The organism is Pseudomonas marginalis, assembly GCF_024169655.1.
Classification (GTDB): domain Bacteria; phylum Pseudomonadota; class Gammaproteobacteria; order Pseudomonadales; family Pseudomonadaceae; genus Aquipseudomonas; species Aquipseudomonas paraveronii.
Genome location: NZ_JALJWV010000001.1, coordinates 5,900,911 through 5,925,045 on the forward strand (window position 1 = coordinate 5,900,911; position 24,135 = coordinate 5,925,045).

24 protein-coding genes are annotated in these 24,135 nt (G+C 62.1%); 9 read left to right on the forward strand and 15 right to left on the reverse strand.

The window, feature by feature from the left end:
- Positions 1 to 9: 9 nt before the first annotated feature.
- Positions 10 to 822 carry a prolipoprotein diacylglyceryl transferase gene (gene lgt / locus J2Y83_RS27330; protein WP_253399987.1) on the reverse strand — a complete coding sequence of 271 codons (813 nt, stop codon included), beginning with the start codon at positions 820 to 822 and terminating at the stop codon, positions 10 to 12.
- Positions 823 to 887: 65 nt separating this feature from the next.
- Complete coding sequence (locus J2Y83_RS27335) at positions 888 to 1,670, reverse strand: sulfite exporter TauE/SafE family protein (protein ID WP_253399989.1); 783 nt, start codon at positions 1,668 to 1,670, stop codon at positions 888 to 890.
- Positions 1,671 to 1,791: 121 nt separating this feature from the next.
- On the opposite strand from J2Y83_RS27335, the gene J2Y83_RS27340 reads away from it, so the two are divergent.
- The gene (locus tag J2Y83_RS27340; protein ID WP_253399990.1) at positions 1,792 to 2,538 is read left to right on the forward strand and encodes an NRDE family protein; all 747 of its coding nucleotides are present in this window, start codon (positions 1,792 to 1,794) and stop codon (positions 2,536 to 2,538) included.
- Positions 2,539 to 2,705: 167 nt separating this feature from the next.
- On the opposite strand, the gene ptsP is transcribed toward J2Y83_RS27340, so the two are convergent.
- Entirely contained in the window at positions 2,706 to 4,985 is a 2,280-nt protein-coding gene (gene ptsP, locus J2Y83_RS27345; protein WP_247396870.1) for a phosphoenolpyruvate--protein phosphotransferase, read from the reverse strand.
- Positions 4,986 to 5,007: 22 nt separating this feature from the next.
- The gene (locus tag J2Y83_RS27350; protein WP_026139795.1) at positions 5,008 to 5,487 is read right to left on the reverse strand and encodes an RNA pyrophosphohydrolase; all 480 of its coding nucleotides are present in this window, start codon (positions 5,485 to 5,487) and stop codon (positions 5,008 to 5,010) included.
- A 143-nt stretch (positions 5,488 to 5,630) separates the two neighbouring features.
- On the opposite strand from J2Y83_RS27350, the gene J2Y83_RS27355 reads away from it, so the two are divergent.
- Positions 5,631 to 6,287 carry an HAD family hydrolase gene (locus J2Y83_RS27355; RefSeq protein ID WP_253399991.1) on the forward strand — a complete coding sequence of 219 codons (657 nt, stop codon included), beginning with the start codon at positions 5,631 to 5,633 and terminating at the stop codon, positions 6,285 to 6,287.
- A 79-nt stretch (positions 6,288 to 6,366) separates the two neighbouring features.
- On the opposite strand, the gene J2Y83_RS27360 is transcribed toward J2Y83_RS27355, so the two are convergent.
- The gene (locus J2Y83_RS27360) at positions 6,367 to 6,780 is read right to left on the reverse strand and encodes a DUF2269 family protein (protein ID WP_253399992.1); all 414 of its coding nucleotides are present in this window, start codon (positions 6,778 to 6,780) and stop codon (positions 6,367 to 6,369) included.
- 40 nt (positions 6,781 to 6,820) lie between these two features.
- On the reverse strand, positions 6,821 to 8,335 hold the full coding sequence (ilvA, locus tag J2Y83_RS27365; protein ID WP_253399993.1) for a threonine ammonia-lyase, biosynthetic: 1,515 nt from the start codon (positions 8,333 to 8,335) through the stop codon (positions 6,821 to 6,823).
- Positions 8,336 to 8,470: 135 nt separating this feature from the next.
- On the opposite strand from ilvA, the gene rpiA reads away from it, so the two are divergent.
- Positions 8,471 to 9,142, forward strand: a complete 672-nt coding sequence (rpiA, locus tag J2Y83_RS27370; RefSeq protein ID WP_253399994.1) for a ribose-5-phosphate isomerase RpiA — start codon at positions 8,471 to 8,473, stop codon at positions 9,140 to 9,142.
- Between the two features lie 31 nt (positions 9,143 to 9,173).
- Here the strand turns inward: rpiA and J2Y83_RS27375 are convergent, their stop codons facing one another.
- The 4 genes from J2Y83_RS27375 to J2Y83_RS27390 form a co-directional block, all read right to left on the reverse strand.
- The gene (locus J2Y83_RS27375) at positions 9,174 to 10,088 is read right to left on the reverse strand and encodes an SdiA-regulated domain-containing protein (RefSeq protein WP_253399995.1); all 915 of its coding nucleotides are present in this window, start codon (positions 10,086 to 10,088) and stop codon (positions 9,174 to 9,176) included.
- 108 nt (positions 10,089 to 10,196) lie between these two features.
- Positions 10,197 to 11,135, reverse strand: coding sequence for an SdiA-regulated domain-containing protein (locus J2Y83_RS27380; RefSeq protein ID WP_253399997.1), 939 nt, complete (start codon positions 11,133 to 11,135; stop codon positions 10,197 to 10,199).
- A 223-nt stretch (positions 11,136 to 11,358) separates the two neighbouring features.
- On the reverse strand, positions 11,359 to 12,024 hold the full coding sequence (locus J2Y83_RS27385; RefSeq protein WP_253399998.1) for a fumarylacetoacetate hydrolase family protein: 666 nt from the start codon (positions 12,022 to 12,024) through the stop codon (positions 11,359 to 11,361).
- A gap of 22 nt (positions 12,025 to 12,046) precedes the next feature.
- On the reverse strand, positions 12,047 to 13,441 hold the full coding sequence (locus J2Y83_RS27390; RefSeq protein ID WP_253399999.1) for an FAD-binding oxidoreductase: 1,395 nt from the start codon (positions 13,439 to 13,441) through the stop codon (positions 12,047 to 12,049).
- 204 nt (positions 13,442 to 13,645) lie between these two features.
- Here J2Y83_RS27390 and serA point away from each other — a divergent pair, with 204 nt between their 5' ends.
- Complete coding sequence (gene serA, locus J2Y83_RS27395; protein ID WP_247396884.1) at positions 13,646 to 14,875, forward strand: phosphoglycerate dehydrogenase; 1,230 nt, start codon at positions 13,646 to 13,648, stop codon at positions 14,873 to 14,875.
- Positions 14,876 to 14,942: 67 nt separating this feature from the next.
- On the opposite strand, the gene J2Y83_RS27400 is transcribed toward serA, so the two are convergent.
- The gene (locus tag J2Y83_RS27400; protein ID WP_247396887.1) at positions 14,943 to 15,383 is read right to left on the reverse strand and encodes a DUF4399 domain-containing protein; all 441 of its coding nucleotides are present in this window, start codon (positions 15,381 to 15,383) and stop codon (positions 14,943 to 14,945) included.
- Positions 15,384 to 15,516: 133 nt separating this feature from the next.
- On the opposite strand from J2Y83_RS27400, the gene J2Y83_RS27405 reads away from it, so the two are divergent.
- Entirely contained in the window at positions 15,517 to 16,011 is a 495-nt protein-coding gene (locus J2Y83_RS27405; RefSeq protein WP_253400000.1) for a transporter substrate-binding domain-containing protein, read from the forward strand.
- 1 nt (position 16,012) lies between these two features.
- On the opposite strand, the gene J2Y83_RS27410 is transcribed toward J2Y83_RS27405, so the two are convergent.
- Together J2Y83_RS27410 and J2Y83_RS27415 are read right to left on the reverse strand one after the other, a co-directional pair.
- On the reverse strand, positions 16,013 to 16,513 hold the full coding sequence (locus tag J2Y83_RS27410; protein ID WP_253400001.1) for a DUF523 domain-containing protein: 501 nt from the start codon (positions 16,511 to 16,513) through the stop codon (positions 16,013 to 16,015).
- A 2-nt stretch (positions 16,514 to 16,515) separates the two neighbouring features.
- Complete coding sequence (locus J2Y83_RS27415; RefSeq protein ID WP_253400453.1) at positions 16,516 to 17,148, reverse strand: 2OG-Fe(II) oxygenase; 633 nt, start codon at positions 17,146 to 17,148, stop codon at positions 16,516 to 16,518.
- A 131-nt stretch (positions 17,149 to 17,279) separates the two neighbouring features.
- On the opposite strand from J2Y83_RS27415, the gene J2Y83_RS27420 reads away from it, so the two are divergent.
- Positions 17,280 to 18,032, forward strand: coding sequence for a DUF2059 domain-containing protein (locus J2Y83_RS27420; protein WP_253400002.1), 753 nt, complete (start codon positions 17,280 to 17,282; stop codon positions 18,030 to 18,032).
- 105 nt (positions 18,033 to 18,137) lie between these two features.
- On the opposite strand, the gene J2Y83_RS27425 is transcribed toward J2Y83_RS27420, so the two are convergent.
- Entirely contained in the window at positions 18,138 to 19,079 is a 942-nt protein-coding gene (locus J2Y83_RS27425; RefSeq protein ID WP_253400004.1) for an alpha/beta hydrolase, read from the reverse strand.
- A 112-nt stretch (positions 19,080 to 19,191) separates the two neighbouring features.
- On the opposite strand from J2Y83_RS27425, the gene J2Y83_RS27430 reads away from it, so the two are divergent.
- Positions 19,192 to 19,767, forward strand: coding sequence for a DUF6436 domain-containing protein (locus J2Y83_RS27430; protein ID WP_253400006.1), 576 nt, complete (start codon positions 19,192 to 19,194; stop codon positions 19,765 to 19,767).
- A gap of 31 nt (positions 19,768 to 19,798) precedes the next feature.
- Entirely contained in the window at positions 19,799 to 22,153 is a 2,355-nt protein-coding gene (locus J2Y83_RS27435; RefSeq protein ID WP_253400008.1) for a penicillin acylase family protein, read from the forward strand.
- Positions 22,154 to 22,283: 130 nt separating this feature from the next.
- Here J2Y83_RS27435 and J2Y83_RS27440 read toward each other — a convergent pair whose 3' ends face one another.
- Positions 22,284 to 23,249: a GlxA family transcriptional regulator gene (locus J2Y83_RS27440; protein WP_253400010.1), complete on the reverse strand. Its 966-nt coding sequence runs from the start codon at positions 23,247 to 23,249 to the stop codon at positions 22,284 to 22,286.
- A gap of 229 nt (positions 23,250 to 23,478) precedes the next feature.
- On the opposite strand from J2Y83_RS27440, the gene J2Y83_RS27445 reads away from it, so the two are divergent.
- Entirely contained in the window at positions 23,479 to 24,120 is a 642-nt protein-coding gene (locus J2Y83_RS27445; RefSeq protein WP_253400012.1) for an HD domain-containing protein, read from the forward strand.
- Positions 24,121 to 24,135: the final 15 nt, after the last annotated feature.

The following is a 24,135-nucleotide window of genomic DNA, read 5'->3' on the forward strand; positions in this document are numbered from 1 at the left end:
CATTCGAATTTAAAGCGCGGTGTTCTTCAACGGTTGCGGACGGTTGTACGCCCACCACAGCAGGCCCAGGCCGGCGACGATCATCGGCAGGCTGAGGATCTGGCCCATGGTCACCCAACCGAACGCCAGGTAGCCCAGTTGCGCATCCGGTACGCGCACGAACTCGACGACAAAACGGAAGATCCCGTAGAACAACGCGAACATACCCGACACCGCCATGGTCGGCCGCGGTTTGCGCGAGAAGAGGTACAGAATGAGGAACAGTGCCACACCTTCCAGGGCGAACTGGTAGAGCTGCGACGGATGGCGCGGCAATTGCGCCGGGTCGCTGAACGGCGGGAACACCATCGCCCACGGCACGTCGGTCGGCTTGCCCCACAGTTCGGCGTTGATGAAATTACCGATACGCCCGGCGCCGAGGCCGATCGGCACGAACGGCGCAACGAAATCCATCAGTTGGAAGAATGACTTGCCGTTGCGGCGGCCAAACCACCAGGCGGCAATCATTACGCCGACAAAGCCACCGTGGAACGCCATGCCGCCCTTCCACACCTCGAAGATCAGCGTCGGGTTGGCGATGTAGGCCGACAGGTCGTAAAACAGCACATACCCCAGGCGCCCACCGACGATGACCCCCATCGACAACCAGAAAATCAGGTCGGAGAGCTTTTCCTTGGTCCAGGTCGGGTCGAAACGGTTCAGGCGCCGGGACGCCATAAACCAGGCACCGCCGATGCCGATCAGGTACATCAACCCGTACCAGTGGATTTTCAGCGGACCGATGGCCAGGGCCACCGGGTCGATCTGCGGGTAAGGCAGCATTGCGACTCCTCGTTAAATCATTCGTTATGGCGACCGGACCTTGCCCGGGCGCGATTAAGCCTTCGTTACAGCAAGAAATTCAAACCCACGCAAAACAGCAGCGCGGCAAACAGCCGTTTCAGCAAACGCGGCGACAAGCGGTGCGCCAGGCGTGCGCCGAAGCGGGCAAACACCATGCTGGTCAGGGCAATGCCCAGCAGCGCCGGCAAATACACGAACCCTAGACTATGAGCGGGCAGCAGCGGGTCATGCCAGCCCAGAATCATGAAACTTAATGCACTGGCCAGCGCAATCGGCAGCCCGCAGGCCGACGAGGTGGCCACCGCTTGCTGCATCGGCACGCTGCGCCAGGTCAAAAACGGTACGGTCAGCGAACCGCCGCCTATCCCGAAAATCGCCGAGGCCCAACCGATCACCGTGCCGGCCACGGTCAAACCAAGCTTGCCCGGCACCGTTCGACTGGCCTTGGGCTTGACCTCCAGCGCCAGTTGCACAGAGATGATCAGCGCGAACACGCCGATGATCTTCTGCAAGTGGGGGCCGGAAATCGCCTCGGCGGTCAGCGCGCCAAAGCCGGCGCCGATCAGGATGCCCACGGTCATCCACACAAAGATCGGCCAGCGCACCGCGCCTAGTCGGTGGTGCTCACGCACGGCATTGATCGAGGTAAAGATAATCGTCGCCAGGGACGTACCCACGGCCAGATGGGTCAGCACCTGCGGGTCGAAACCCTGCAAGGTGAAGCTGAACACCAGCACCGGCACGATAATGATCCCGCCACCCACGCCAAACAGCCCGGCGAGCACGCCAGCACAGGCGCCCAGCAGCAAATACAGCAGAAATTCCATGGGAGCCCCCAAACCAAGTCCGGCATGTTAACGGATGGAAGGCATGCGACCCAACTGGATACGATGGAACGCCCGCGCCAGTGTCGGTAGAGTGGCCAAACACACAAAAGGGGATCGCCTTATGTGCTTGATAGTTTTCGCCTGGCGGCCGGGCCATGCCCAACCGCTGATCGTCGCGGCCAACCGTGATGAGTTCTACGCCCGCCCCAGCCTGCCGCTGGCCCAGTGGCCGGATGCGCCTGCCGTCTATGCCGGCCGCGATCAGGAAGCGGGCGGCACCTGGCTGGGGGTGAATGCCGATGGGCGGTTTGCCGCCCTGACCAATATCCGCGACCCGCACCAGCCGCCGGCACGCAAGTCGCGCGGGGAACTGGTGGCGCGTTTTCTCAGCGGTTCGCTGCCGCTTGAGCAGTATTTGGCGGAGATCAACGGCCGTTCGCTTGAATATGCCGGGTTCAACCTGTTGGTGGGCACGCGGGAGCAGCTGTGGCACTACAACGCCCGCGACAGCATGCCTACGCAACTGCCCGCCGGGGTGTATGGCCTGTCCAATGCTGGGCTGGATACGCCGTGGCCGAAGCTGGTGAAGGCCAAGACGGCGTTGAGCGCGGTGCTGGAGAACCCGCAGCCGGAGGCGTTACTGGAGATTTTGAGCGACCCGCAGACGGCGCCGTTTGCCGAGTTGCCGGATACCGGCGTGGGCTTGGCGACCGAGAGTTTGCTATCAAGCGTATTTATCGCCAGCCCCAGTTATGGCACGCGGGCGAGTACGGCGCTGATTGTGAATGCCGATGGGACGCGGCGGATGGTGGAGCGCAGTTTTGGGCCGCATGGTGGGCGGCTCGGCGAAGTCGAACTCAACCTGTAGGAGCGAGCTTGCTCGCGAAAAACGCCAACGATGACGCGCCCCCCCTGAATGCACGCAGTACCCTCAGGTTTTTCGCGAGCAAGCTCGTGTGCTGACTGACACTCCGTAATCGGGGGCAAGTCGAATCGTCGCACCGCCCCTCCCACATTTTTGATCAGCGCCAGGCTTTAGAGGGTTTTGGCAGAGGCCGGATTGATCATCCGCGTCAACCCCAGGTTCTTCAGCGCCAGTTGCAGCGAGCTGTGGATAACTTGCGGGTTGTCGATGGTCATCAGCTCGGCCAGCAGTTCCTTGGCCATGCTCAGGTTGACCTGGCGCAGCAGCCACTTCACCTTCGGCAAGTTGGTGGCGTTCATCGACAAGCTGTCAAAGCCCATCGCCATCAGCAGCACCGCCGCCGCCGGGTCGCCGGCCATTTCACCGCAGATGCTCACCGGCTTGCCTTCGGCATGGGCGTCGCGCACCACATGTTGCAGCGCTTGCAGCACCGCCGGGTGCAGGTAGTCGTAGAGGTCGGCCACCCGTGGGTTGTTGCGGTCCACGGCCAGCAGGTATTGGGTCAGGTCGTTGGAGCCCACCGACAGGAAGTCCACCTGCCGCGCCAGTTCCTTGGCCTGGTACACCGCCGCCGGGATTTCGATCATCACGCCGATCGGCGGCATCGGAACGTCGGCACCTTCGTCGCGCACTTCGCCCCAGGCGCGGTGGATCAGGTGCAGGGCTTCTTCCAGCTCATGGGTGCCGGAGATCATCGGCAGCAGGATGCGCAGGTTGTTCAGGCCTTCGCTGGCCTTGAGCATGGCGCGGGTTTGTACGAGGAAAATTTCCGGGTGGTCGAGGGTCACGCGAATGCCACGCCAGCCGAGGAAGGGGTTGTCTTCCTTGATCGGGAAATACGACAGTGACTTATCGCCGCCAATGTCCAGGCTGCGCATTGTCACCGGCAACGGGTGGAAGGCGGACAGTTGCTCGCGATAAATCGCCAGTTGCTCCTTCTCACTCGGAAAACGCTGGTTGATCATGAACGGCACTTCGGTGCGGTACAGCCCGACCCCTTCGGCGCCGCGTTGTTGCGCGCGGGCCACATCGGCGAGCAGGCCGGTGTTGACCAGCAGTGGCACGCGATGCCCGTCGAGGGTCACGCAGGGCAGTTCGCGCAGGGCGTCGAGGCCCTGGGACAGCTGGCGTTCTTCTTCCACCACCTCGGCGTATTGCTTGCGCAGAATTTCACTGGGGTTGGTGAACACCTCACCACGGTTGCCGTCGACGATCATGGCGATGCCGTCGACCTTGGAGTACGGCAGGTCCACCAGGCCCATCACCGTCGGAATACCCATGGCCCGGGCCAGGATCGCGACGTGGGAGTTGCCCGAACCGAGCACCGAGATCAGGCCCACCAGTTTGCCTTCCGGCACTTCGCCGAGCATGGTGGCGGTCAGTTCTTCACTGATCAGGATGGTGTTGTCGGGGTAGACCAGGTTGGTGGAGCGGTCTTCCTGCAAGTAGGCGAGCAGACGGCGACCAAGGTCGCGCACATCCGAGGCCCGCTCACGCAGGTAGGCGTCGTCCATCAATTCGAAACGGTTGACGTGATCGGAAACCACCTGGCGCAGCGCGCCCTGGGCCCACTGGCCGGTCTTGATCACGGTCTTGACTTCGTTACCCAGCGACGCGTCATCCAGCATCATCTGGTACACCTCGAACAGCGCTCGCTCTTCGGGGCGCAGTTGGGTGGCGAGCTTGTTCGACAGGTTGCGCATGTCGGCGCGCACGCCTTCCAGGGCAGTCTTGAACAGTTTGATTTCGGCGTCGATGTCGCTGACCGTCTTGTCCGGCACCACATCGAGGTCGGCCGGCGGCAACATGACCACGGCCGTACCGACGGCAGCACCCGGCGAACCCGGTACGCCGACGAACTTGGCCTCCTGGATGCCTTTGCCCTGGCGCCCCAGGCCGCGAATCGAGCCGGTGGCTTCAGCGTGGGCGATAACCCCGGCCAACTGCGCGCTCATGGTCACGAGGAAGGCTTCTTCACCTTCGTCGAACTGGCGCCGCTCTTTCTGTTGGATGACCAACACGCCGACAACGCGGCGGTGGTGAATGATCGGTGCGCCGAGGAACGAGGCGTAGCGCTCTTCGCCGGTTTCGGCAAAGTAGCGATAACGCGGGTGATCAGCCGCGTGCTCAAGGTTCAGGGGTTCTTCACGCGTCCCTACCAAGCCCACCAGACCTTCATTGGGCGCCATGCTGACCTTGCCGATGGAGCGCTTGTTCAAGCCCTCGGTCGCCATCAGCACAAAACGGTTGGTCTCGGGGTCCAGCAGGTAAACCGAGCAGACCTGGCTGCCCATGGCTTCCTTGACGCGCAACACAATAATCCCCAACGCCGCCTTGAGATCCTTGGCGGAGTTAACTTCCTGGACGATCTTGCGCAGCGTATTGAGCATGGCTCGGGGTCGAACTCCGTCGTCAGTCGCGCGTTAAAAGGCGCGGGGCAAGCTCTTTGAGAGCGCGACGATAAACTTCGCGCTTGAATGTCACCACCTGGCCCAACGGATACCAATAACTGACCCAGCGCCAGCCATCGAACTCCGGTTTACCGGTCAAATCCATCCGCACCCGCTGCTCGTTGGAGATCAGGCGCAGGAGAAACCATTTCTGCTTCTGGCCGATACACAGCGGTTGGCTGTGGGTACGCACCAGGCGTTGCGGCAAACGATAACGCAACCAGCCACGGGTACAGGCCAGAATTTGTACATCTTCGCGCTCAAGTCCGACTTCTTCGTTCAACTCGCGGTACAAGGCGTCTTCAGGGGTTTCGTCAGGGTTGATGCCACCTTGAGGAAACTGCCAGGCGTCTTGGTTGATTCGGCGAGCCCATAGGACCTGTCCAGAATCATTCGTAAGAATAATCCCGACATTAGGACGGAAACCATCGGGGTCGATCACGGCAACAACCTCGCAAACGCATGTCGTCGCATTGTTCCACAAAGGTTGTTCCAGCGGCAACGAGGCTTCTTAGCTTATGTGCACTCTTGTGAAAAGACCGTATTCTGGACGCCTTTTTACAGACTTTTCAGCGGGTAACTGTAATGCGCCTGGCTTTATTCGACTTGGACAACACGCTTCTTGGGGGTGACAGCGATCACGCCTGGGGTGATTACCTCTGTGAACGCGGGATTCTCGACCCGGTGGCCTACAAGGCTCGCAACGACGAGTTCTACCAAGACTACCTGGCCGGCCGGCTGGATAACGCGGCCTACCTGAATTTTTGCCTGGAAATCCTCGGCCGCACCGAGATGGCCCAACTGGACGCGTGGCACAACGACTATATGCGCGACTGCATCGAGCCGATCATGCTGCCGCAGGCCGCGGAACTGCTGGCCAAGCACCGCGCCGCCGGCGACAAGCTGGTGATCATCACCGCGACCAACCGTTTCGTCACCGCGCCAATTGCCGCACGTCTGGGCGTGGACGCCCTGATTGCCACCGAATGCGAGATGGAAAACGGCCGCTACACCGGGCGCAGTACGGATGTACCGTGCTTTCGCGAGGGCAAGGTAACGCGCCTGAACCGCTGGCTGGAAGAAACCGGGCATAGCCTGGAAGACAGCTACTTCTATAGCGATTCGATGAATGACTTGTCGCTGTTGGAGCAGGTGACGCATGCGATCGCGGTAGATCCGGATCCGAATCTGCGGGCTGAGGCTGAAAAACGCGGCTGGCCGGTGATTACGCTGCGTGGCTGATGGCCCTATCGGGGGCAAGCCCCCTCCCACCAATGTGGGAGGGGGCTTGCCCCCGATGCAGACAACTCGGTGTAACGCCTTAAACCGGCTTGGCCCCCATCAACCCCGCAATCGCCACAAACCCCACCAGGCTGACCACCGCCAATGCCAAGGTGAAATTCAGGCTACCGCCCTCGCCCTTGCGCAGGCGATTGAGCCGCGCCACCAGCCAGAACCAGCACAGCGCCGCAACGGTGTAGAGCAGGCTGGAACCCAGGATCCAGGCTTGCCCCAGCGGCCAGCCGACCAGATGCACCAGCCACCAGCCGGTAAACGGCATGCTGATCAGGCAGATCCCCATCAACAACCACACGAACACCCACGGGCGCTGCACGGTGATCGCCGGGCCGGCGCTGCGTTTGCGCCAGGCCAGCAGCGCCAGGCCGAGGCCACTGAGCAGCAACAATACAGTGGCCGCCATGTGGATAACTTTGAGGGTGGTCAGGGTTTCCATGTGTCGTCTTCCTTAAAGGTCGCCCAATCAGCGTAGTCGCTCAACCGAGGAACAGTTTGTAAGCCGGGTTATCGCTTTCATCCCAGTATGGGTAGCCAATGGCTTCAAGGGCTGCCGACACCAGGTGACGCTCGTCCGCCGGAACCTGCAGGCCGGCGACCACACGGCCGTCGGCTGCGCCGTGGTTGCGATAGTGGAACATCGAGATGTTCCAGCGCCCGCCTAATTTGTTAAGAAAGTTGAACAAAGCGCCTGGCCGCTCCGGGAATTCGAAGCGAAACACCACTTCATCGCTGACCTTCGCCGCGTGCCCGCCGACCATGTGGCGGATGTGCAACTTGGCCAGTTCGTTCTCGGTCAGGTCGAGCACCGGGAAACCCTGGCTGGTCAGGCTGGCGATCAACGCGCTGCGCGGATCGTTTTCCGGATGGGTCTGCACGCCAACGAAAATGTGCGCCTCCCGGCCGGAGTGGTAGCGGTAGTTGAATTCGGTGATCTGACGCTTGCCCACAGCCTCGCAGAACGCCTTGAAGCTGCCCGGTTTCTCGGGGATGGTCACGGCGATGATGGCTTCGCGCCCTTCACCCAGCTCGGCGCGCTCGGCCACATGGCGCAGACGGTCGAAGTTGACGTTGGCGCCCGAGTCGATGGCCACCAGGGTTTGCCCGGTAACACCACGGGTTTCCACGTATTTCTTGATGCCCGCCACACCCAAGGCGCCCGCAGGCTCGGTGATGGAGCGGGTGTCGTCATAGATGTCCTTGATCGCCGCACAGATTTCATCGGTGCTGACGGTAATCACTTCATCCACATAGTCCTTGCAGATGTCGAAGGTGTACTGGCCGATCTGCGCGACCGCCACGCCATCGGCAAAAAGGCCCACGGTCGGTAGTACCACGCGCTCGCCAGCGGCCATGGCGGCCTGCAGGCAGTTGGAGTCGTCCGGCTCGACACCGATGATCTTGATCTCCGGGCGCAAGTACTTCACATAGGCGGCGATGCCGGCGATCAGCCCGCCGCCGCCGACCGGCACGAAAATCGCGTCCAGCGGCCCCGGATGCTGGCGCAGGATCTCCATCGCCACGGTGCCCTGCCCGGCAATGGTGTGCGGATCATCGTAGGGGTGAATGTAGACGTAGCCTTTTTCGTCGACCAGTTTCAGCGAATAGGCCAGGGCTTCCGGGAAAGAATCACCGTGTAGCACCACTTTGCCGCCACGGGAACGCACGCCTTCGACCTTGATCTCCGGAGTGGTCTTGGGCATCACGATAGTGGCCTTGACCCCCAGCACCTTGGCCGCCAGGGCCAGGCCCTGGGCATGGTTGCCCGCCGAAGCGGTGACCACGCCGCACGCGCGCTCTTGCGCCGTCAACTGGGTCAGCTTGTTATACGCACCGCGAATCTTGAACGAGAACACCGGCTGTAAGTCTTCCCGCTTGAGCAAGACCTTGTTGCCCAGCCGCTCGGAGAGCTGGCGGGCGGGCTGCAATGGGGTTTCTACGGCAACGTCGTAAACGCGCGAGGTGAGGATCTTTTTGACGTACTGTTCAAGCATCGGCAGGCATCACTGGGCGGGTTGGGCAGGGCCAACGAGTCTAACTCAGCGTTTGGCCGGGCGACCACACGAATCCAAAGGTTTTGATGGGTTATACTCGCGCCCTCTCTACTCCCCGCCCGTTCCGGAGCCCGCATGACCCAGGATCAACTCAAACAGGCAGTGGCCCAGGCCGCCGTCGATTTAATCCTTCCTAAACTCGATGACAAGAGCATCGTCGGCGTCGGCACCGGCTCCACCGCCAACTGCTTCATCGATGCGCTGGCCAAGCACAAGGGCGCATTCGACGGCGCCGTGGCCAGCTCCGAAGCCACCGCTGCGCGCCTCAAGGGCCATGGCATTCCGGTGTACGAGCTCAATACCGTGAGCGACCTGGAGTTCTACGTCGACGGCGCCGATGAAAGCGACGAGCACCTGAACCTGATCAAAGGCGGTGGCGCCGCCCTGACCCGCGAGAAGATCGTCGCGGCCGTGGCCAAGACCTTTATCTGCATCGCCGACGCCAGCAAGTTGGTGCCAGTACTCGGCACCTTCCCGCTGCCGGTGGAAGTGATCCCGATGGCCCGTAGCCACGTGGCCCGCGAGCTGGTGAAACTGGGCGGCGACCCGGTGTACCGCGAAGGTGTGCTGACCGACAACGGCAACATCATCCTCGACGTGTACAACATGCAGATCACCAACCCGGTGGAGCTTGAAACCCGGATCAACGCCATCGTCGGCGTGGTCACCAACGGCCTGTTCGCCGCGCGCCCGGCTGACGTGTTGCTGCTGGGCACCCCGGAAGGCGTGAAAACCCTCAAGGCCTGATGCACAACCAAATGTGGGAGGGGCGGCGTTTTCAGGATTCTGCTTTCTTGAACACGTAGAACAGGTTCGGCTCACTGACCAGGTACAAGTTGCCCGCGTCATCCATGGCAACTCCCTCGGCCTGAGGCACACGCCTGCTCAGGCCATGGCGCCCGCCCAGCAGGGACAGACTGCTCAGCGGGCGACCGTCGATATCCAGTTCCAACACCAGGAACGACTCATCCGACAACGCCAGTAAATGGCCGCTGCGCTCGTCGTATTGCAGGCTCGACAGGTCGCGCACGAATAGCCCGGCATCGCGCTTGGGGTTGTTGATGACGTGGACCGAGTAGGTTTTTTCCGGTTTGAAATGGGGAAAGCCGTGGACCTCGTAGATCACCATCGGGTCGCGTTCCTTCGCCACGAACAGGCGCTTGCCCACCGAGTCGTAGGCAAGGCCTTCAAACCCCTTGTTGCCCCCCACATGCACACCCAGGGTCATCTGCTCCGCATCGGCGGCGTCGAGGAATTGGGTATCGTCATCCACATGCACCTTGATCAGGCGCTGTTGGCGTTCATCGCTGATGACGTAGATGTTGTCGCTGATGAACTCCACAGCCTCGGCGTCACCGAAGCCGACCAGGGGAATCCGTCGCAGGATCTTGCCTTCAAGGGACAGCTCGACCAGCTCGGCGTTTTTGTTGGTGACGGTAAACAGGCTTTTACGCACCGGGTCGTAGGTCAGCGCGGAAACGTCATCATCCAGCCCTTCGATCACCCGGCCCTCCACGCTGACCCGGTAATCCGCCAGGCCAATGGAGCGTTCGTCGGCAGGCTGGCCCCACGCCTGCCAGTTGAACCAGGCACGTTCGAACAGGCGAAACTGTTGCGCGACAACGCCCGCGCCGATCAAGGCGATCAGCACCAGTATGAAAAAAGCAGGCTTGGGGCGGGCAAGTCGACGCATCGGGCGGGCTCAAAGTCAAAAGTGGCGAATAAATATCACGCCCATCTGAATCTAAACTTAAACGCGCCCGGTGTGTGGCGTATGCCGCGGATAGCAACGTATCCGACGTTATCGGTCTGCTATGGCTGTTTTTTCGAAACGATAGAACAGGTTCGGCTCACTGACCATGTACAGGTTGCCGTTCTCGTCCAGGGTCACGCCTTCGGCACGGGGGATCGTGTTCTTGAGGCCGTTGAAGCCGCCGAGCAAGGTCATGAAGCTGACTTGTTCGCCATTTTCATCCAGTTCCAGCAGCAGGTGGGAGTCGGCCGACAGCGCCAACAGGTGCCCGGTACGCGGGTCGATGGCCAGGGCCGAGAGGTTGCGCATGTCCAGCCTGGTATCGGCGAGCTTTTGCTTGTCACCGACCAGGGTCTGGCTGCCGTCGCTTTTCCAGGTGAACAGCGCCGCCGGGCGTTCTTCGCCGAGCACGAGCTGCTGATTGCGCTTGTCCCAGGTGATGGCTTCAAAGGCTTTGTTCTGGTCTTTGGACGGGCCCAGGTCGTAACTCGGGAAGTCGGCCTTGTTCAACGCCGTGGTGCCGGCATCGATCTTGATGAGGGTCAGGCTGTGCAGGCGCTCGTCGACCACGGCCATCAGGCCGTTTTCCATCACCGTCACACCTTCCGGGTTGCTCCAACCGTTAAGGGGCATCTTGCGCAGCACATCGCCTTGCAGGCTCAACTCGACGAGGAAGGCATTTTTGCCCATGACGGAAAACAGGGTTTTCGTCTGTGGGTTGTAGGACAGGTCCGAGGCCTCGTCCTTCTCCATGCCGGGCAGCAACTTGGCATCAATGACCACGAGATAGTCCGGCAGCCAGACGCTCTCCTGGCGTTCGACCGGGCTTTCAAAGCGCTCCGCCACCCACAACACAGCGCGGTCGTCCCAGTGCATGGCCCAGGCAACGCCATACACAATCGCCCCGACCAGAAACAACCAGGAATACCAGCGCAGAGCAAAACGAGAGCGTGGCTTGGGCGTGTGGGCAGGCAGGGGGAGGGCCATTGGGCACGTTTTTCCGAGAAGTCAGCATTGGGTGATAGCGCAGGAATAACCGGCCCGTGCGCTGGAGGCTGAAGATTATCCGGATGGAGTGTGAAAAAAATGCAAACAACCGAAACCTGTGGCGAGGGCGCTTGCTCCCGCTGGGCCGCGAAGCAGCCCTGAAAATCGGACTGCTACGCTGTCCAGCGGGAGCAAGCTCACTCGCCACAGGGTTCTGCTGACGTTAGCGGACGCTGCTTTCGAAACGGTTCACACCGGACAATTCCAGCACCAGCTCGTCACCGACATTCAGCGGGCCCACGCCGGCAGGGGTGCCGGTGAGGATCACGTCGCCGGCTTGCAGCGAGAAGCAGCCGGCCATGTACTGGATCATCGGGATGATCGGGTTGAGCATGACCGCGCTGTTGCCATCCTGGCGCACTTCGCCGTTGATGGTCAGGCGAATGCCGATATCGGTCAGGTCCGGGAAGGTGCTGCCGACCACGAACGGCGCGATCACCGCCGCGCCGTCGAAGGACTTGGCGATTTCCCACGGCAAGCCCTTGGCTTTCAACTCGGCCTGTTTGTCGCGCAGGGTCAGGTCGAGGGCCGGGGCGAAGCCGGAGATGGCGTCGAGTACTTCTTCACGGCTGGGCTTGGTCGACAGGGGTTTGCCAATCAGCACCGCGATTTCCGCTTCGTAATGCACCGAACCGCGTTCGGTCGGAATGCTGAAACCGCCTTCCAGCGCCACCACGCAGCTGCCCGGCTTGATGAACAGCAACGGTTCGGTCGGTACCGGGTTATCCAGTTCCTTGGCATGTTCGGCGTAGTTACGCCCGATACACACCACTTTTCCCACAGGGAAGTGGATGTTGGTGCCGTCGACATACTTGTGCTGGTAGCTCATGGAACGACTCCTTCAGGGGCGGTTAAACAGCGAAGATCTTGCCGGGGTTCATGATCCCGTTCGGGTCGAACACCGCTTTGACGGCCTTCATGTATTCGATTTCAACCGGCGAGCGGCTATAGGTCAGGTAATCGCGCTTGGTCATGCCCACGCCGTGTTCGGCGGAGATCGAGCCGTTGTACTTCGCGACGGTTTCGAACACCCACTTGTTCACGGTGGAGCACTTGGCGAAGAACTCGTCCTTGCTCAGGTTTTCCGGCTTGAGGATGTTCAGGTGCAGGTTGCCGTCGCCGATATGGCCGAACCAGACGATTTCGAAGTCGGGGTAGTGTTCGCCGACGATCGCGTCAATTTCCTTCAAGAATGCCGGCACTTTCGATACCGTCACCGAAATGTCGTTCTTGTACGGCGTCCAGTGGGAAATGGTCTCGGAGATGTACTCGCGCAGCTTCCACAGGTTGTGCAGCTGGGTTTCGCTCTGGCTCATCACACCGTCCAGCACCCAGCCCTGCTCGACGCAGTGCTCGAAGGTTTCCAGGGCGTGGTTGGCGACTTCTTCGGTGGTGGCTTCGAATTCCAGCAGTGCGTAGAACGGGCATTCGGTCTCGAACGGCGCCGGCACGTCACCACGGCCGAGGACTTTGGCCAGGGCCTTGTCGGAGAAAAACTCGAAAGCGGTCAGGTCCAGCTTGCTCTGGAACGCGTGCAGCACCGGCATGATCGCGTCGAAGTCGGTGGTGCCGAGCACCATGGCGGTGAGGTTTTTCGGCGCACGGTCCAGGCGCATGGTGGCTTCCACGACAAAACCCAGGGTGCCTTCGGCGCCGATGAACAACTGGCGCATGTCGTAGCCGGTGGCGTTCTTGATCAGGTCGCGGTTCAGTTCCAGCACGTCGCCTTTGCCGGTGACGACCTTCATGCCGGCGACCCAGTTACGCGTCATGCCGTAGCGAATTACCTTGATCCCGCCGGCATTGGTGCCGATATTGCCGCCAATCTGGCTAGAACCGGACGAAGCGAAGTCCACCGGGTAGTACAAACCGTGCTCTTCGGCGGCGTTCTGCAATTGCTTGGTGACCACGCCCGGCTGGCACTTGGCGGTGCGGTCGGTGAGGTTCACGTCCAGGATCTGGTTCATATAGTCGAACGAGACGACCACTTCACCATTGGCCGCAACGGCGGCGGCCGACAGGCCGGTACGCCCACCGGACGGCACCAGCGCGACCTTGCGCTCATTGGCCCAGCGCACGATCGCCTGCACTTGCTCAATCGTCTTGGGAAACACGATGGCAGTCGGGGCCGGCGCGAAGTGCTTGGTCCAATCCTTGCCGTAAGCCTCCAGGGAGTCGGCGTCGGTCAGCACTTTGCCGGGCTCAACCAGGGTCTTTAGCTCATCAATCAGGGCAGGATGGGTCATCGACAGAACTCTCGAACAATTCATGGTCATCCTGAGAACGCTTCACGTCGCAGGAATAGGTGTTTAGCGGGGCGCATATGCTAGCATACCGCCCCCGCAGGACAGAGCCCAAGGGCGTTCTGCGGTGACGGCTTTCCTGCCGTCCGGGTCAGCTTAAGCGATCCGATTCCCTGCCATTTTTCTCCGGGATACAGGTTTACGCAGATGAGCAAGACTTCTCTCGATAAGAGCAAGATCAAGTTCCTTCTTCTGGAAGGCGTCCACCCATCGGCCGTCGAGGTTCTGAAGGCCGCCGGGTATACCAGCATTGAGTACATCACCAGCTCTCTGCCAGACGCCCAGCTCAAGGAAAAGATCGCCGACGCGCACTTCATCGGCATTCGCTCCCGCACTCAGTTGACCGAAGAGGTCTTCGATCACGCCAAGAAACTCGTGGCGGTCGGCTGTTTCTGCATCGGCACCAACCAGGTCGACCTTAATGCAGCGCGCGAGCGCGGCATCGCGGTGTTCAACGCACCGTACTCCAACACCCGTTCCGTCGCGGAGTTGGTGCTGGCCGAGGCCATCCTGCTGCTGCGCGGCATTCCGGAGAAAAACGCCTCCTGCCACCGTGGCGGCTGGATCAAGAGCGCGGCCAACTCCTTCGAAATCCGCGGCAAGAAGCTGGGTATCGTCGGTTACGGCTCGATCGGCACTCAACTGTCGGTCCTGGCCGAAAGCCTGGGCATGCAGGTGTTCTTCTACGACACCCTGACCAAGCTGCCACTGGGCAACGCCACGCAAGTGTCGAGCCTGACCGAGCTGCTGGGCATGTCCGACATCGTCACCCTGCACGTGCCGGAAACCGCTGAAACCCAGTGGATGATCGGCGAGAAGGAAATCCGCTCGATCAAGAAAGGCGGCATCCTGATCAACGCCGCACGCGGCACCGTGGTCGAGCTGGACGCCCTGGCTGACGCGATCAAGGACAAACACCTGATCGGCGCCGCCATCGACGTGTTCCCGGTGGAGCCACGCTCCAACGACGACATCTTCGAAAGCCCGCTGCGTGGCCTGGACAACGTGATCCTGACCCCGCACATCGGCGGCTCCACCGCTGAAGCCCAGGCCAACATTGGCCTGGAAGTCTCGGAAAAGCTGGTCAAGTACAGCGACAACGGTACGTCGGTGTCCTCGGTCAACTTCCCGGAAGTGGCCCTGCCGGCTCACCCTGGCAAGCACCGCCTGCTGCACATCCACCAGAACATCCCGGGTGTGATGATGGAGATCAACAAGGTCTTCGCGGAAAACGGCATCAACATCTCCGGTCAGTTCCTGCAGACCAACGAGAAGGTCGGCTACGTGGTAATCGACGTCGACGCCGAGTACTCGGACCTGGCGCAACAGAAGCTGCAGCACATCAACGGCACGATTCGTTGCCGCGTGTTGTTCTAACGCTTCAAACGCCCTACGAAAAATGGGAGACCCACAGGGGTCTCCCATTTTTTTGTCTGAACAAATCTTACTTGACGTTAACCGTGATCACTTTCGAGGCTACAGTCGGGTTGAACTGCATGTGCAACTTGTCGCCGGCGACCAGTTGCAAGGTGTGCTTGCCAGGGGTGAGGGTCAGTTCGGTTTCGGTCTGGGCCTTGCCGTAGTGGATCACGGTGTCAGTGGCCGGGATCGGCACGCTGGCGTCCGGCAACGCTTTCTGGTCGACCAGCAGGTGATGGTGGCCGGTGCCTGGGGCCTGTTCGGTGGCCGGAGCCAGCTTCAGGCCTTCCATGCCGAATTTGACGGTGAAGGTTTTATCGACGGTGGCGCCGTCTTTCGGCGAAACGATAAACACTTTCGCACCTTCAGGTGGCGCGCTGCGCGGGATGCCGTCTGCGGCAGTCACCAACATCGAAGCACCCAGCAGCACGCTGGCAATCGTTGCACGAGACAAAAGGGCTTTCATTCGTTTCTCCACTTATCTATGAAATGTGTAGGGTTATGACAACTTAGCGACAAATTGCTGTCCAAGGCACTCAACACCATAACAAAGCGATGCTGAACCGCGCCTCGCACATTCGAATTCTTTAGGAGTGACCATGCGCTTTTCGCCTGGCCTGTTACTGCTGCTTCCCCTGATCAGCCCTATGGCTCACGCCGAACTGATCGATGACGTGTTTGATCGCGGCGAGCTGCGCATCGCCCTCGAGGCCAACACCCCGCCCTTCAACTTCAAGGACGGCGAGAAACTCAGCGGTTTTGAAGTTGAGCTGGGTGAACAACTGGCCAAAGAGATGGATGTGCGCCCCTCGTTCATCACCACCGACGACAGCGACATGCTACCCGGCGTGGCAACCGGCAAGTACGACGTGGCCATCAACCATATCGCTATGACTGCCGAGTTGCAGGATCGGTTCGATTTCAGTGAACCTTATCGCGACAATCCGGAGTTGGCCATTCCGTTCCAGAAGGGCAACCCGGCGTTCAAGGCGAGCCTGGACAAGGCGCTGCAACGGGTGAAGGCCGATGGACGGTTGAAGGCGCTGGCGCAGAAGTGGTTCGAAAGCGACACGGCGGAAGTCAAAGCACAGTAAATCAAAATGTGGGAGGGCTTGGGAGACGGGCCAGGGCTTGCGCCGCCTCAAGCAACTCCAGCTCACTGAACACCAACACCCCATGGCGTTTGAGCAGCGCCGCCGTGACGCCCTCGCCGCTCACCTTCACACCGCTGAAGCTGCCGTCATAGGTCAGCACATTGCCGCAGGACGGGCTATTGGCCTTGAGCACGGCGACGCGGATATTGTGACGCTGCACCAGCGCCAACGCCTGGCGGGCGCCGTCGAGGAAGGCGGCGCTGAAGTCCTCGCCCGCTGCGGTCAGCACCTGGGCGCGGCCCTCCCACACGTCGATACCCTGCCCGCCTGGAATCTCGGCGGAAGGCCTAGGCGTGGGCAAACCGCCCGACACTTCCGGGCAAATCGCAACCACACGGCCTTCGGCCTGCCACGCCGCCAGTTGATCGAACGGCCCGCTGGCGCCGCCGTCGTAGCGTACTTTGTGCCCGAGCAGGCAGCGGCTGACGAGAATTTTTTGCATGCTTAAAACGGCTCGTTACCGCGCCGACGAAACCAGCCGGTCAGCGACAGGCGCTCGCGGGTGGCGGGCAGGACTTCGTGGGGCACTTCTCCAGACAGGAACACCACCAGGCAACCGCCGCTGGGCACCACGTCATGTTCGACGCCATCCTTGAGGTACATGCGCAACTGGCCGCCGTGTTCCGGCAGCCACTCGTCGTTCAGGTAGATCACCGCCGAGACCGAGCGCCGGTCATCGTCGCGAAACCGGTCCAGGTGCCTGAGGTAAAACGCCCCCGGCGGGTACATCGCGAAGTGGCCTTCAAAATCTTCCAGGCCGAGGAACAAGCTGCGGTTTATCGCCAGGCGCAAGCTATCCAATACCGCCATATAGCGGTCACAGACGGCGGAGTCGCCCTGCTCCAACCACTGGATATGGTCGCCGCGAATGCCCTCGCGAATCTCCTGGGCCGGCCCGCGCCCGACCGCCGCCGGCGCCAGCTCACCTTCAGCCGCACGTTTACGGCACTCAGCCGCCAGTTCCAGGGTCAGAGCCTGGGGCAGGAAGCCGTTCTGCTGCGACCAGCCCTTTTCGGCCAGGTCGTCGACAATGCGTTGCAGCGATGGGTGTTCGAGGGGTATTTGCATGGCCCGCATAGTATCCATACGCCTGTGAATCCAACAGGGCCGTTGAGCATCTGAACGCACTTTAGTCAGGTGACTGATAGGATTTCTCGACAAATCCTACGCCCGACACGGACAATAGTGGCCGACTGACAGGAGTCCATATGCGTCGTTTGTTTTTTTCCTTGCTGATGTTCTGCGTTTTGCCCGCCTGGGCAGACGGCCATGACCAGTTGTACAAGGTCGCCGGCTGGGCCGAACAACGTGCGCATTTCAATGACGCCCTCAGTGCCGCCCAGCAACGCTACCGCAATAGCCTGCCGCCGGCGGTGTACCAGGCGCTGGTCGACAACAGCAACAAACGCTTCGCCGCCCAGGCCATGGACCGGCGCGCCGAAGCCCAATTGCGCAAGCGCCTGGCGGACCCAGCGCCAGCCCTGGCGTTTTTTCAATCGCCGCTGGGGCGCAAGATCGTCGCCGCCGAACTGCTGGCCACCCGCCGCGACCAGTTGGCAAAAAATGCCCAAGGCCTGCCGCACATCGAAGCCGACGCCACCCGCAGCCTGATCATCGGCCACCTGGCCCAGGCCCTGCCTGCCCGTGAAGCCGGCGCCGAAGTCAGCCTGGCAATCGCCGGCGTGGCGGCCGACAGCTTGAGCCAGATGATCCCCGGCCTGTTGGGCGGCGGCCAGGCCCAGGGCATGTTGGATGGGCAACGCGAGCGGCTGATGCAACAGATCGGCAATGACCTGAACAACACGCTGCTGTACGTCTATCGGGATTTGTCCGACCCGGAGCTGGAAGAATTCGCTACGTTTGCCGAGTCGCCGCAGGGGAAGGCGTATTACCAGGCGGCGTTGGCCGCGGTCCGCGCAGGCTTGGCGGTCGGCCAAAGCACCTCAAGCCTGGCGCAGTAACAAAATGTGGGAGGGGGCTTGCCCCCGATGGCGGTGGGTCAGTATCAGATGTGCTGACTGACACCCTGCTATCGGGGGCAAGCCCCCTCCCACATTTGGTCTGTGTTATTTCAGGTGGTCGGTGAGGTACTTGAAGTATTCCTGGCGAATCTCCGGGATCTCATTGGCCAGATGATGCCGGCCACGCTTGAGCATCAACACCTCAGGCTGATCGAATTTGCCCCGCAGCATCTTCAGGTTGTGCTGCCAATCCACCGTCATATCCTCTTCGCCCTGCACAATCAGCGGCCGCCGCGGGCTGCGCGGTGCGGCTTCGATTTGCTTGATCCAGCGCGCCAGAGCCCCCACCCAGGCGGTCGGCAGTTGGCGCGGCTGCAAGGGGTCGGCTTCGAGGAACGGCTTGAAGGCCGGGTCATTGGTGTTTTCGCTGAACCGCCGGGCGATGCCTTTGACGAACGGCCGCAGCAGGTAATAGCTGACCTGCGACCAGCCCCACCCACGCGGGCGCACCAAGGGTGAAAGCAGAAACGTCTTACCCTGGGCCGGGCTGTCGACGCCATGGTTGAGCAAGTGATCCACCACCACCGCGCCGCCGGTGCTTTGCCCGAACAGGTGCCAGGGCCGGGGCAGGTGCAGCGCTTCGGCCTGCACGAACAGCGCCTGCACCACGTCCTGGTACACCGCAAAATCATCGATGCTGGCCCGCGCGCCGCTGGACAAACCATGACCCGGAAGATCGCAGGCGATCACCACAAACCCTTGGTCCAGCGCCCAGTCGACCACGTGGCGGTACAGCCCCATATGGTCGTAGAACCCGTGGAACATAAACATCGTCGCCACCGGCACGGGCGGCCACCACACCTGGGCGACCACCTCGAACCCATCAACCCCGAAACGGCCAAGGCGGCTCACCGCCGGCACCTTGCGCGCGCTCAGGTCCAGCCCATAAAAACGCTGGTAGACCCGCGCCTCGGCGCTGAGCGGCTGCGCATCCACCAGGGGCCGCAAGCTATCGCGCAGATGATCGGGGTCAAAGGTAACGGGCATAAGAGGTTCCAGACTTGGGGGCTTCACGCGCTGCGCAGATGAATATCGAGCTGCGATATTCATCTGTCGGGGCAAGCATGGCAAGCTACGCGTCCTTCGAGGATTGATCTGAATGCGACAGCCCTACCGCACCACCTTGTTCGCCAGCCTGGTGCTGCTCCTCTGCGCCGGCGTGTTATGGGCCGCGTATGACTGGTTCCAGGGCCGCTACCTGCGCGCCTTCAGCGAACACACGGCGGTGTTTTCCGGCGACGCCCTGCGCCTGCCCGACGACCTCGCCGGCCCCGGCCCGATCCGCCTCGTGCATTTCTGGGACCCGGCCTGCCCGTGCAACGTCGGCAACCAGCAACACCTGGGCGAGTTGATCGAGCACTACGCGCCCCAGGGCGTCGAGTTCTACGCCCTGCAAAAACCCGGCAGCCACGGCCAGTTGCCCGACAACCTGCGCCAGATGAAAATCCTCAGCAGCCTGCCCGGCGCCGATCAAATACCGGCGACCCCGGCCGTGGCGATCTGGGATCGCACAGGCAAGCTCGCGTATTTCGGGCCGTACAGCGAAGGGCTGACGTGCAACGCCAGCAACAGTTTTATCGAGCCGATCCTCAAAGCCCTTGAAGCGGGACGCGCGGTGAATGCCACTCACACCCTGGCGGTGGGCTGCTATTGTTCGTGGCCAACCGGTTCGTAGCCCGCCGCCCCACTCTTGGTAAGGAATGTTCATGAAGCGCGTCTTGCAGGTTCTCGCGGTGCTGCTGGCGCTGGTTGCCGTCGGTGCCGGCTGGTACGTCTACAGCAAGCAACCCACCCGCCAGGGCGCCGTGACGCTGGCGAACCTGCAAGGTTCGGTCACGGTGCGCTACGACGACCGTGGCGTGCCGCATATCCGCGCCGAGAACGAGACCGACCTGTACCGTGCCTTGGGCTACGTGCATGCCCAGGACCGGTTGTTCCAGATGGAAATCATGCGGCGCCTGGCGCGCGGCGAATTGGCCGAAGTGCTCGGCCCCAAGCTGCTGGACACCGACAAACTGTTCCGCACCCTGCGCATTCGCGAACGGTCCGCCACTTATGTCGCGCAGCTGGACCATGAGTCGGCGCACTGGAAGGCCCTGCAAGCCTATCTGGACGGAATCAACCAGTATCAGGACAACCACGCCAGCCCGATGGAGTTCGACGTGCTGGGCATCCCCAAGCGGCCGTTCACCGCAGAGGACACCATCAGCGTCGCCGGGTATATGGCCTACAGCTTTGCTGCGGCGTTTCGTACCGAGCCATTGCTGACGTATGTGCGCGACCAGTTGGGCAGCGACTACCTGAACGTGTTCGACCTCGCCTGGCAACCCAAGGGCGCGCTCAACCTGGCCGCCAGCGACTGGCAGCGCCTCGGCGCCATTGCATCCCTGAGCGAACAGGCCCTGGCCGATAACGGCTTGCCGCAGTTCGAGGGCAGCAACGCCTGGGCCGTCAGCGGCAGCCGCACCATGAGCGGCAAACCGTTGCTGGCGGGTGACCCGCATATCCGCTTCTCGGTGCCGTCGGTGTGGTACGAAGCGCAGCTGTCGGCGCCGGGCTTTGAACTGTATGGCTATCACAACGCGCTGGTGCCGGTGGCGTTCCTGGGGCACAACCTGGATTTCGGCTGGAGCCTGACGATGTTCCAGAACGACGACCTCGACCTGATCGCCGAGAAGGTCAATCCGCAAAACCCCAACCAGGTCTGGTACCGCGGCCAATGGGTCGACATGAGCAGCAGCGAGCAACAGATCGCGGTCAAAGGCCAGGCACCGGTCACCTTGACCCTGCGCCAGTCGCCCCATGGCCCGATCATCAATGACGTGCTCGGCGAGAACGCCGGCAAGACGCCGATCGCCATGTGGTGGGCGTTCCTCGACACCCAGAACCCGATCCTCGAAGGTTTCTACCAGCTCAACCGCGCCGACACCCTGGCCAAGGCCCGCGCCGCAGCAGCCAAGGTCTCGGCACCGGGCCTGAACATCGTGTGGGCGAATGCCAAGGGCGATATCGGCTGGTGGGCGGCGGCGCAGTTGCCGATCCGTCCGGCGGGCGTCAACCCCGGGTTTATCCTCGACGGCAGCACGGCCCAGGCCGACAAGCTGGGCTTCTACCCGTTCAGCGCCAACCCCCAGGAAGAAAACCCGGCGCGTGGCTATGTGGTATCGGCCAATGCGCAGCCGGTGTCGCCCAGCGGCATGGAAATCCCCGGCTATTACAACCTGGCCGACCGCGGCCAGCAGTTGAATGCGCAATTGAGCGACAAAAGCGTGAAGTGGGATGTGAACAACAGCCAGGCCCTGCAACTGGGCACCGCCACCGCCTTCGCCCCGCGCCTGTTGGCGCCGCTGTTGCCGGTGCTGCGCGAAGTGGTCAAGGACCCGGCGCAGTTGCAACTGGTGGAACAACTGGCGACCTGGAAAGGCGATTACCCGCTGGACTCCACCAGCGCCACGCTGTTCAACCAGTTCCTGTTCAACCTCGCCGACGCGGCCTTCCACCCGAAACTCGGCGACGCCATGTTCAAGACTCTGCTCAGCACGCGGGTGATCGACGCCGCGTTACCACGCCTGGCCGCAACCGCAGATTCACCCTGGTGGAACGGCAAGCGCGCCGACACCGTCAAGCTCGCCTGGGACAACAGCCTCGCGCACCTCAAGGCCACCTTCGGCGATGACCCGGGCCAATGGCAGTGGGGCAAGGCCCATACGCTGACCCACGGCCACCCGCTGGGCTCGCAGAAACCGCTGGACCGGATCCTCAACGTCGGCCCCTTCCCCGCGCCGGGCAGCCACGAAGTGCCGAACAACCAGTCGGCCAATATCGGCCCGGCGCCATGGCCGGTGACCTACGGCCCGTCGACCCGACGCCTGATCGACTTCGCCGACGTGCCCCACGCGCTGACCATCAACCCGGTGGGGCAAAGCGGTGTGCCGTTCGACAAGCACTATGGGGACCAGGCGGAGACGTATATCGAGGGTGGCTATGAGCAGGCGCATTTCAGCGATGAGGAAGTCACGGCCAATACGCGCGGCACGCTGAAGCTGCTGCCAGCCCGCTGACCGCCTGGAACGCGGTCAAAATGTGGGAGGGGGCTTGCCCCCGATAGCGGTGGTTCAGTCATATATGCATCGACTGACACACAGCTATAGGGAGCAACCCCCCTCCCACCTTGTATCTGCGGTGTTGCGCCTACACCGGCGCGGCGAAGTTGAGTCGGAACTGTTGCGGCGTCACCCCCAGCCGGCGGTTGAATACGCTGCGCATGTGCTGGGCATCGCGAAACCCGCATTGATAGGCCACGGTCTTGAGCGGCGCGTGGCTGCTTTCGAGCATCACCCGCGCCGCGTCCACCCGCGCCCGCTCGACAAACTCCGCCGGGGTGATCCGCGCTTCACGGGCGAACACCCGGGAGAAGTTGCGCGCGCTCATATTGGCCGCCTTGGCCAGGTCCGCGATGGTCAAATCGCCGGTCAGGTTGGCCAGCACATACACCTGCACCAGCGCCACCGCCGAGGTGGCTTCGGCATGGGGCGTGAGGAACGGGCTGAACTGCGACTGCCCGCCCGAGCGCTGGGTGAACACCACCAGGCGCTTGGCCACGCTCAGCGCCACTTCCGGCCCGTGGTCCTGGGCCAGCAAGTACAGCGACAGGTCGATACCTGCCGTGACCCCGGCCGAGGTGTAGAGGTTGCCGTCCTGCACGTAGAGACGGTCGGCCTCGACCCGAGTGGCCGGGCACAGGCGCGCCAGGTCGGCGGCATCGCCCCAGTGCGTGGTGACCGTGCGGGCGTCGAGCAAACCGGCGCGAGCGAGTATGAAGGCGCCGTTGCAGATCGAGCCGAAGCGCCGCGCCCTGGCGGCGGCACTGCGTAGCCAGTCATCGAAGTCGGGGCCGAAATCCTCGAACGGCAGCTGCGGGCCACCCGCCACCAGCAGCAGGTCATAGGCTTGCAGGGCCTCGCGGTAATGCCGATGAGCTTGCAACGACAAGCCGTTGGAGGCCGCCATCGTGCCGTGGCCGATACCGATCACTTCCAGTTGGTAGTGGTCTTCAGGCACGAGAAAACGGTTCGCCTCGCAGAACACATCCATCGGCCCGGTCACGTCCAGTGACTGGACGCCGGGGAAGATCAGGATGGCGACGGTTTTGCTCATGAACAGGCACACCTTTACCTAACTGGATAAACACAGAACCCCTCCCTCCTTTGGATTTTCGCAGGCTGGGAGGGTGATATTGCCTGCAACACCCTAGCCGATTTTCACTTGGCACGATGTAGCGGCACATTGGCCGACATCGCACCCTCGCTGCGATAGCCCCTCCCCAGTCACGCGACCAGACTGGCTTCCTCGGCGCCACCCCGGCGCTTTCTTGCGGAGAACGACCATGAGCACCACCATCGCCGGCATCAAGATCCCGGACAGCGCCCTGGCCAAGGCCGCCACCGACTATATCCGCGACGTCGAGTCCGACCTGCTCTACCACCACTCGCGCCGGGTGTTTCTGTTCGGCGCGTTGAGCGGTGAGCGCAGGCAACTGGCCTACAACCCGGAGCTGCTCTACGTCGGCGCGATGTTCCATGACCTGGGCCTGGTGCAAGGCCACCGCAGCGATGACCAGCGTTTCGAAGTCGACGGCGCCAACGCGGCGGCGGACTTCCTCAAGCCGTATGGGCTGAGCGACGACGATATCGAACAGGTGTGGCTGTCCATCGCGCTGCACACCACGCCGGGTGTGCCGCAACATCTGCGCCCGACCGTGGCGCTGGTCACCGCCGGCGTCGAGATGGACGTGCTGGGCATGGACTACGCCGCGTTTACCCCCGTGCAGCGCGAAGCCGTGGTGCATGCGCATCCACGCGGTGAAGGGTTCAAGGAGTGCATCATCTGCGCCTTCGCCGACGGCTTGCGCCATCGCCCGCAGACCACGTTTGGCAACGTGAAGACCGATGTGCTGGTGGATCAGGAGCCGGGGTTCAAGCCGATGAACTTTGTCGAGGTGATTCGCCAGTCGCCGTGGGCTGCGTAATCAACCTGGAATGCG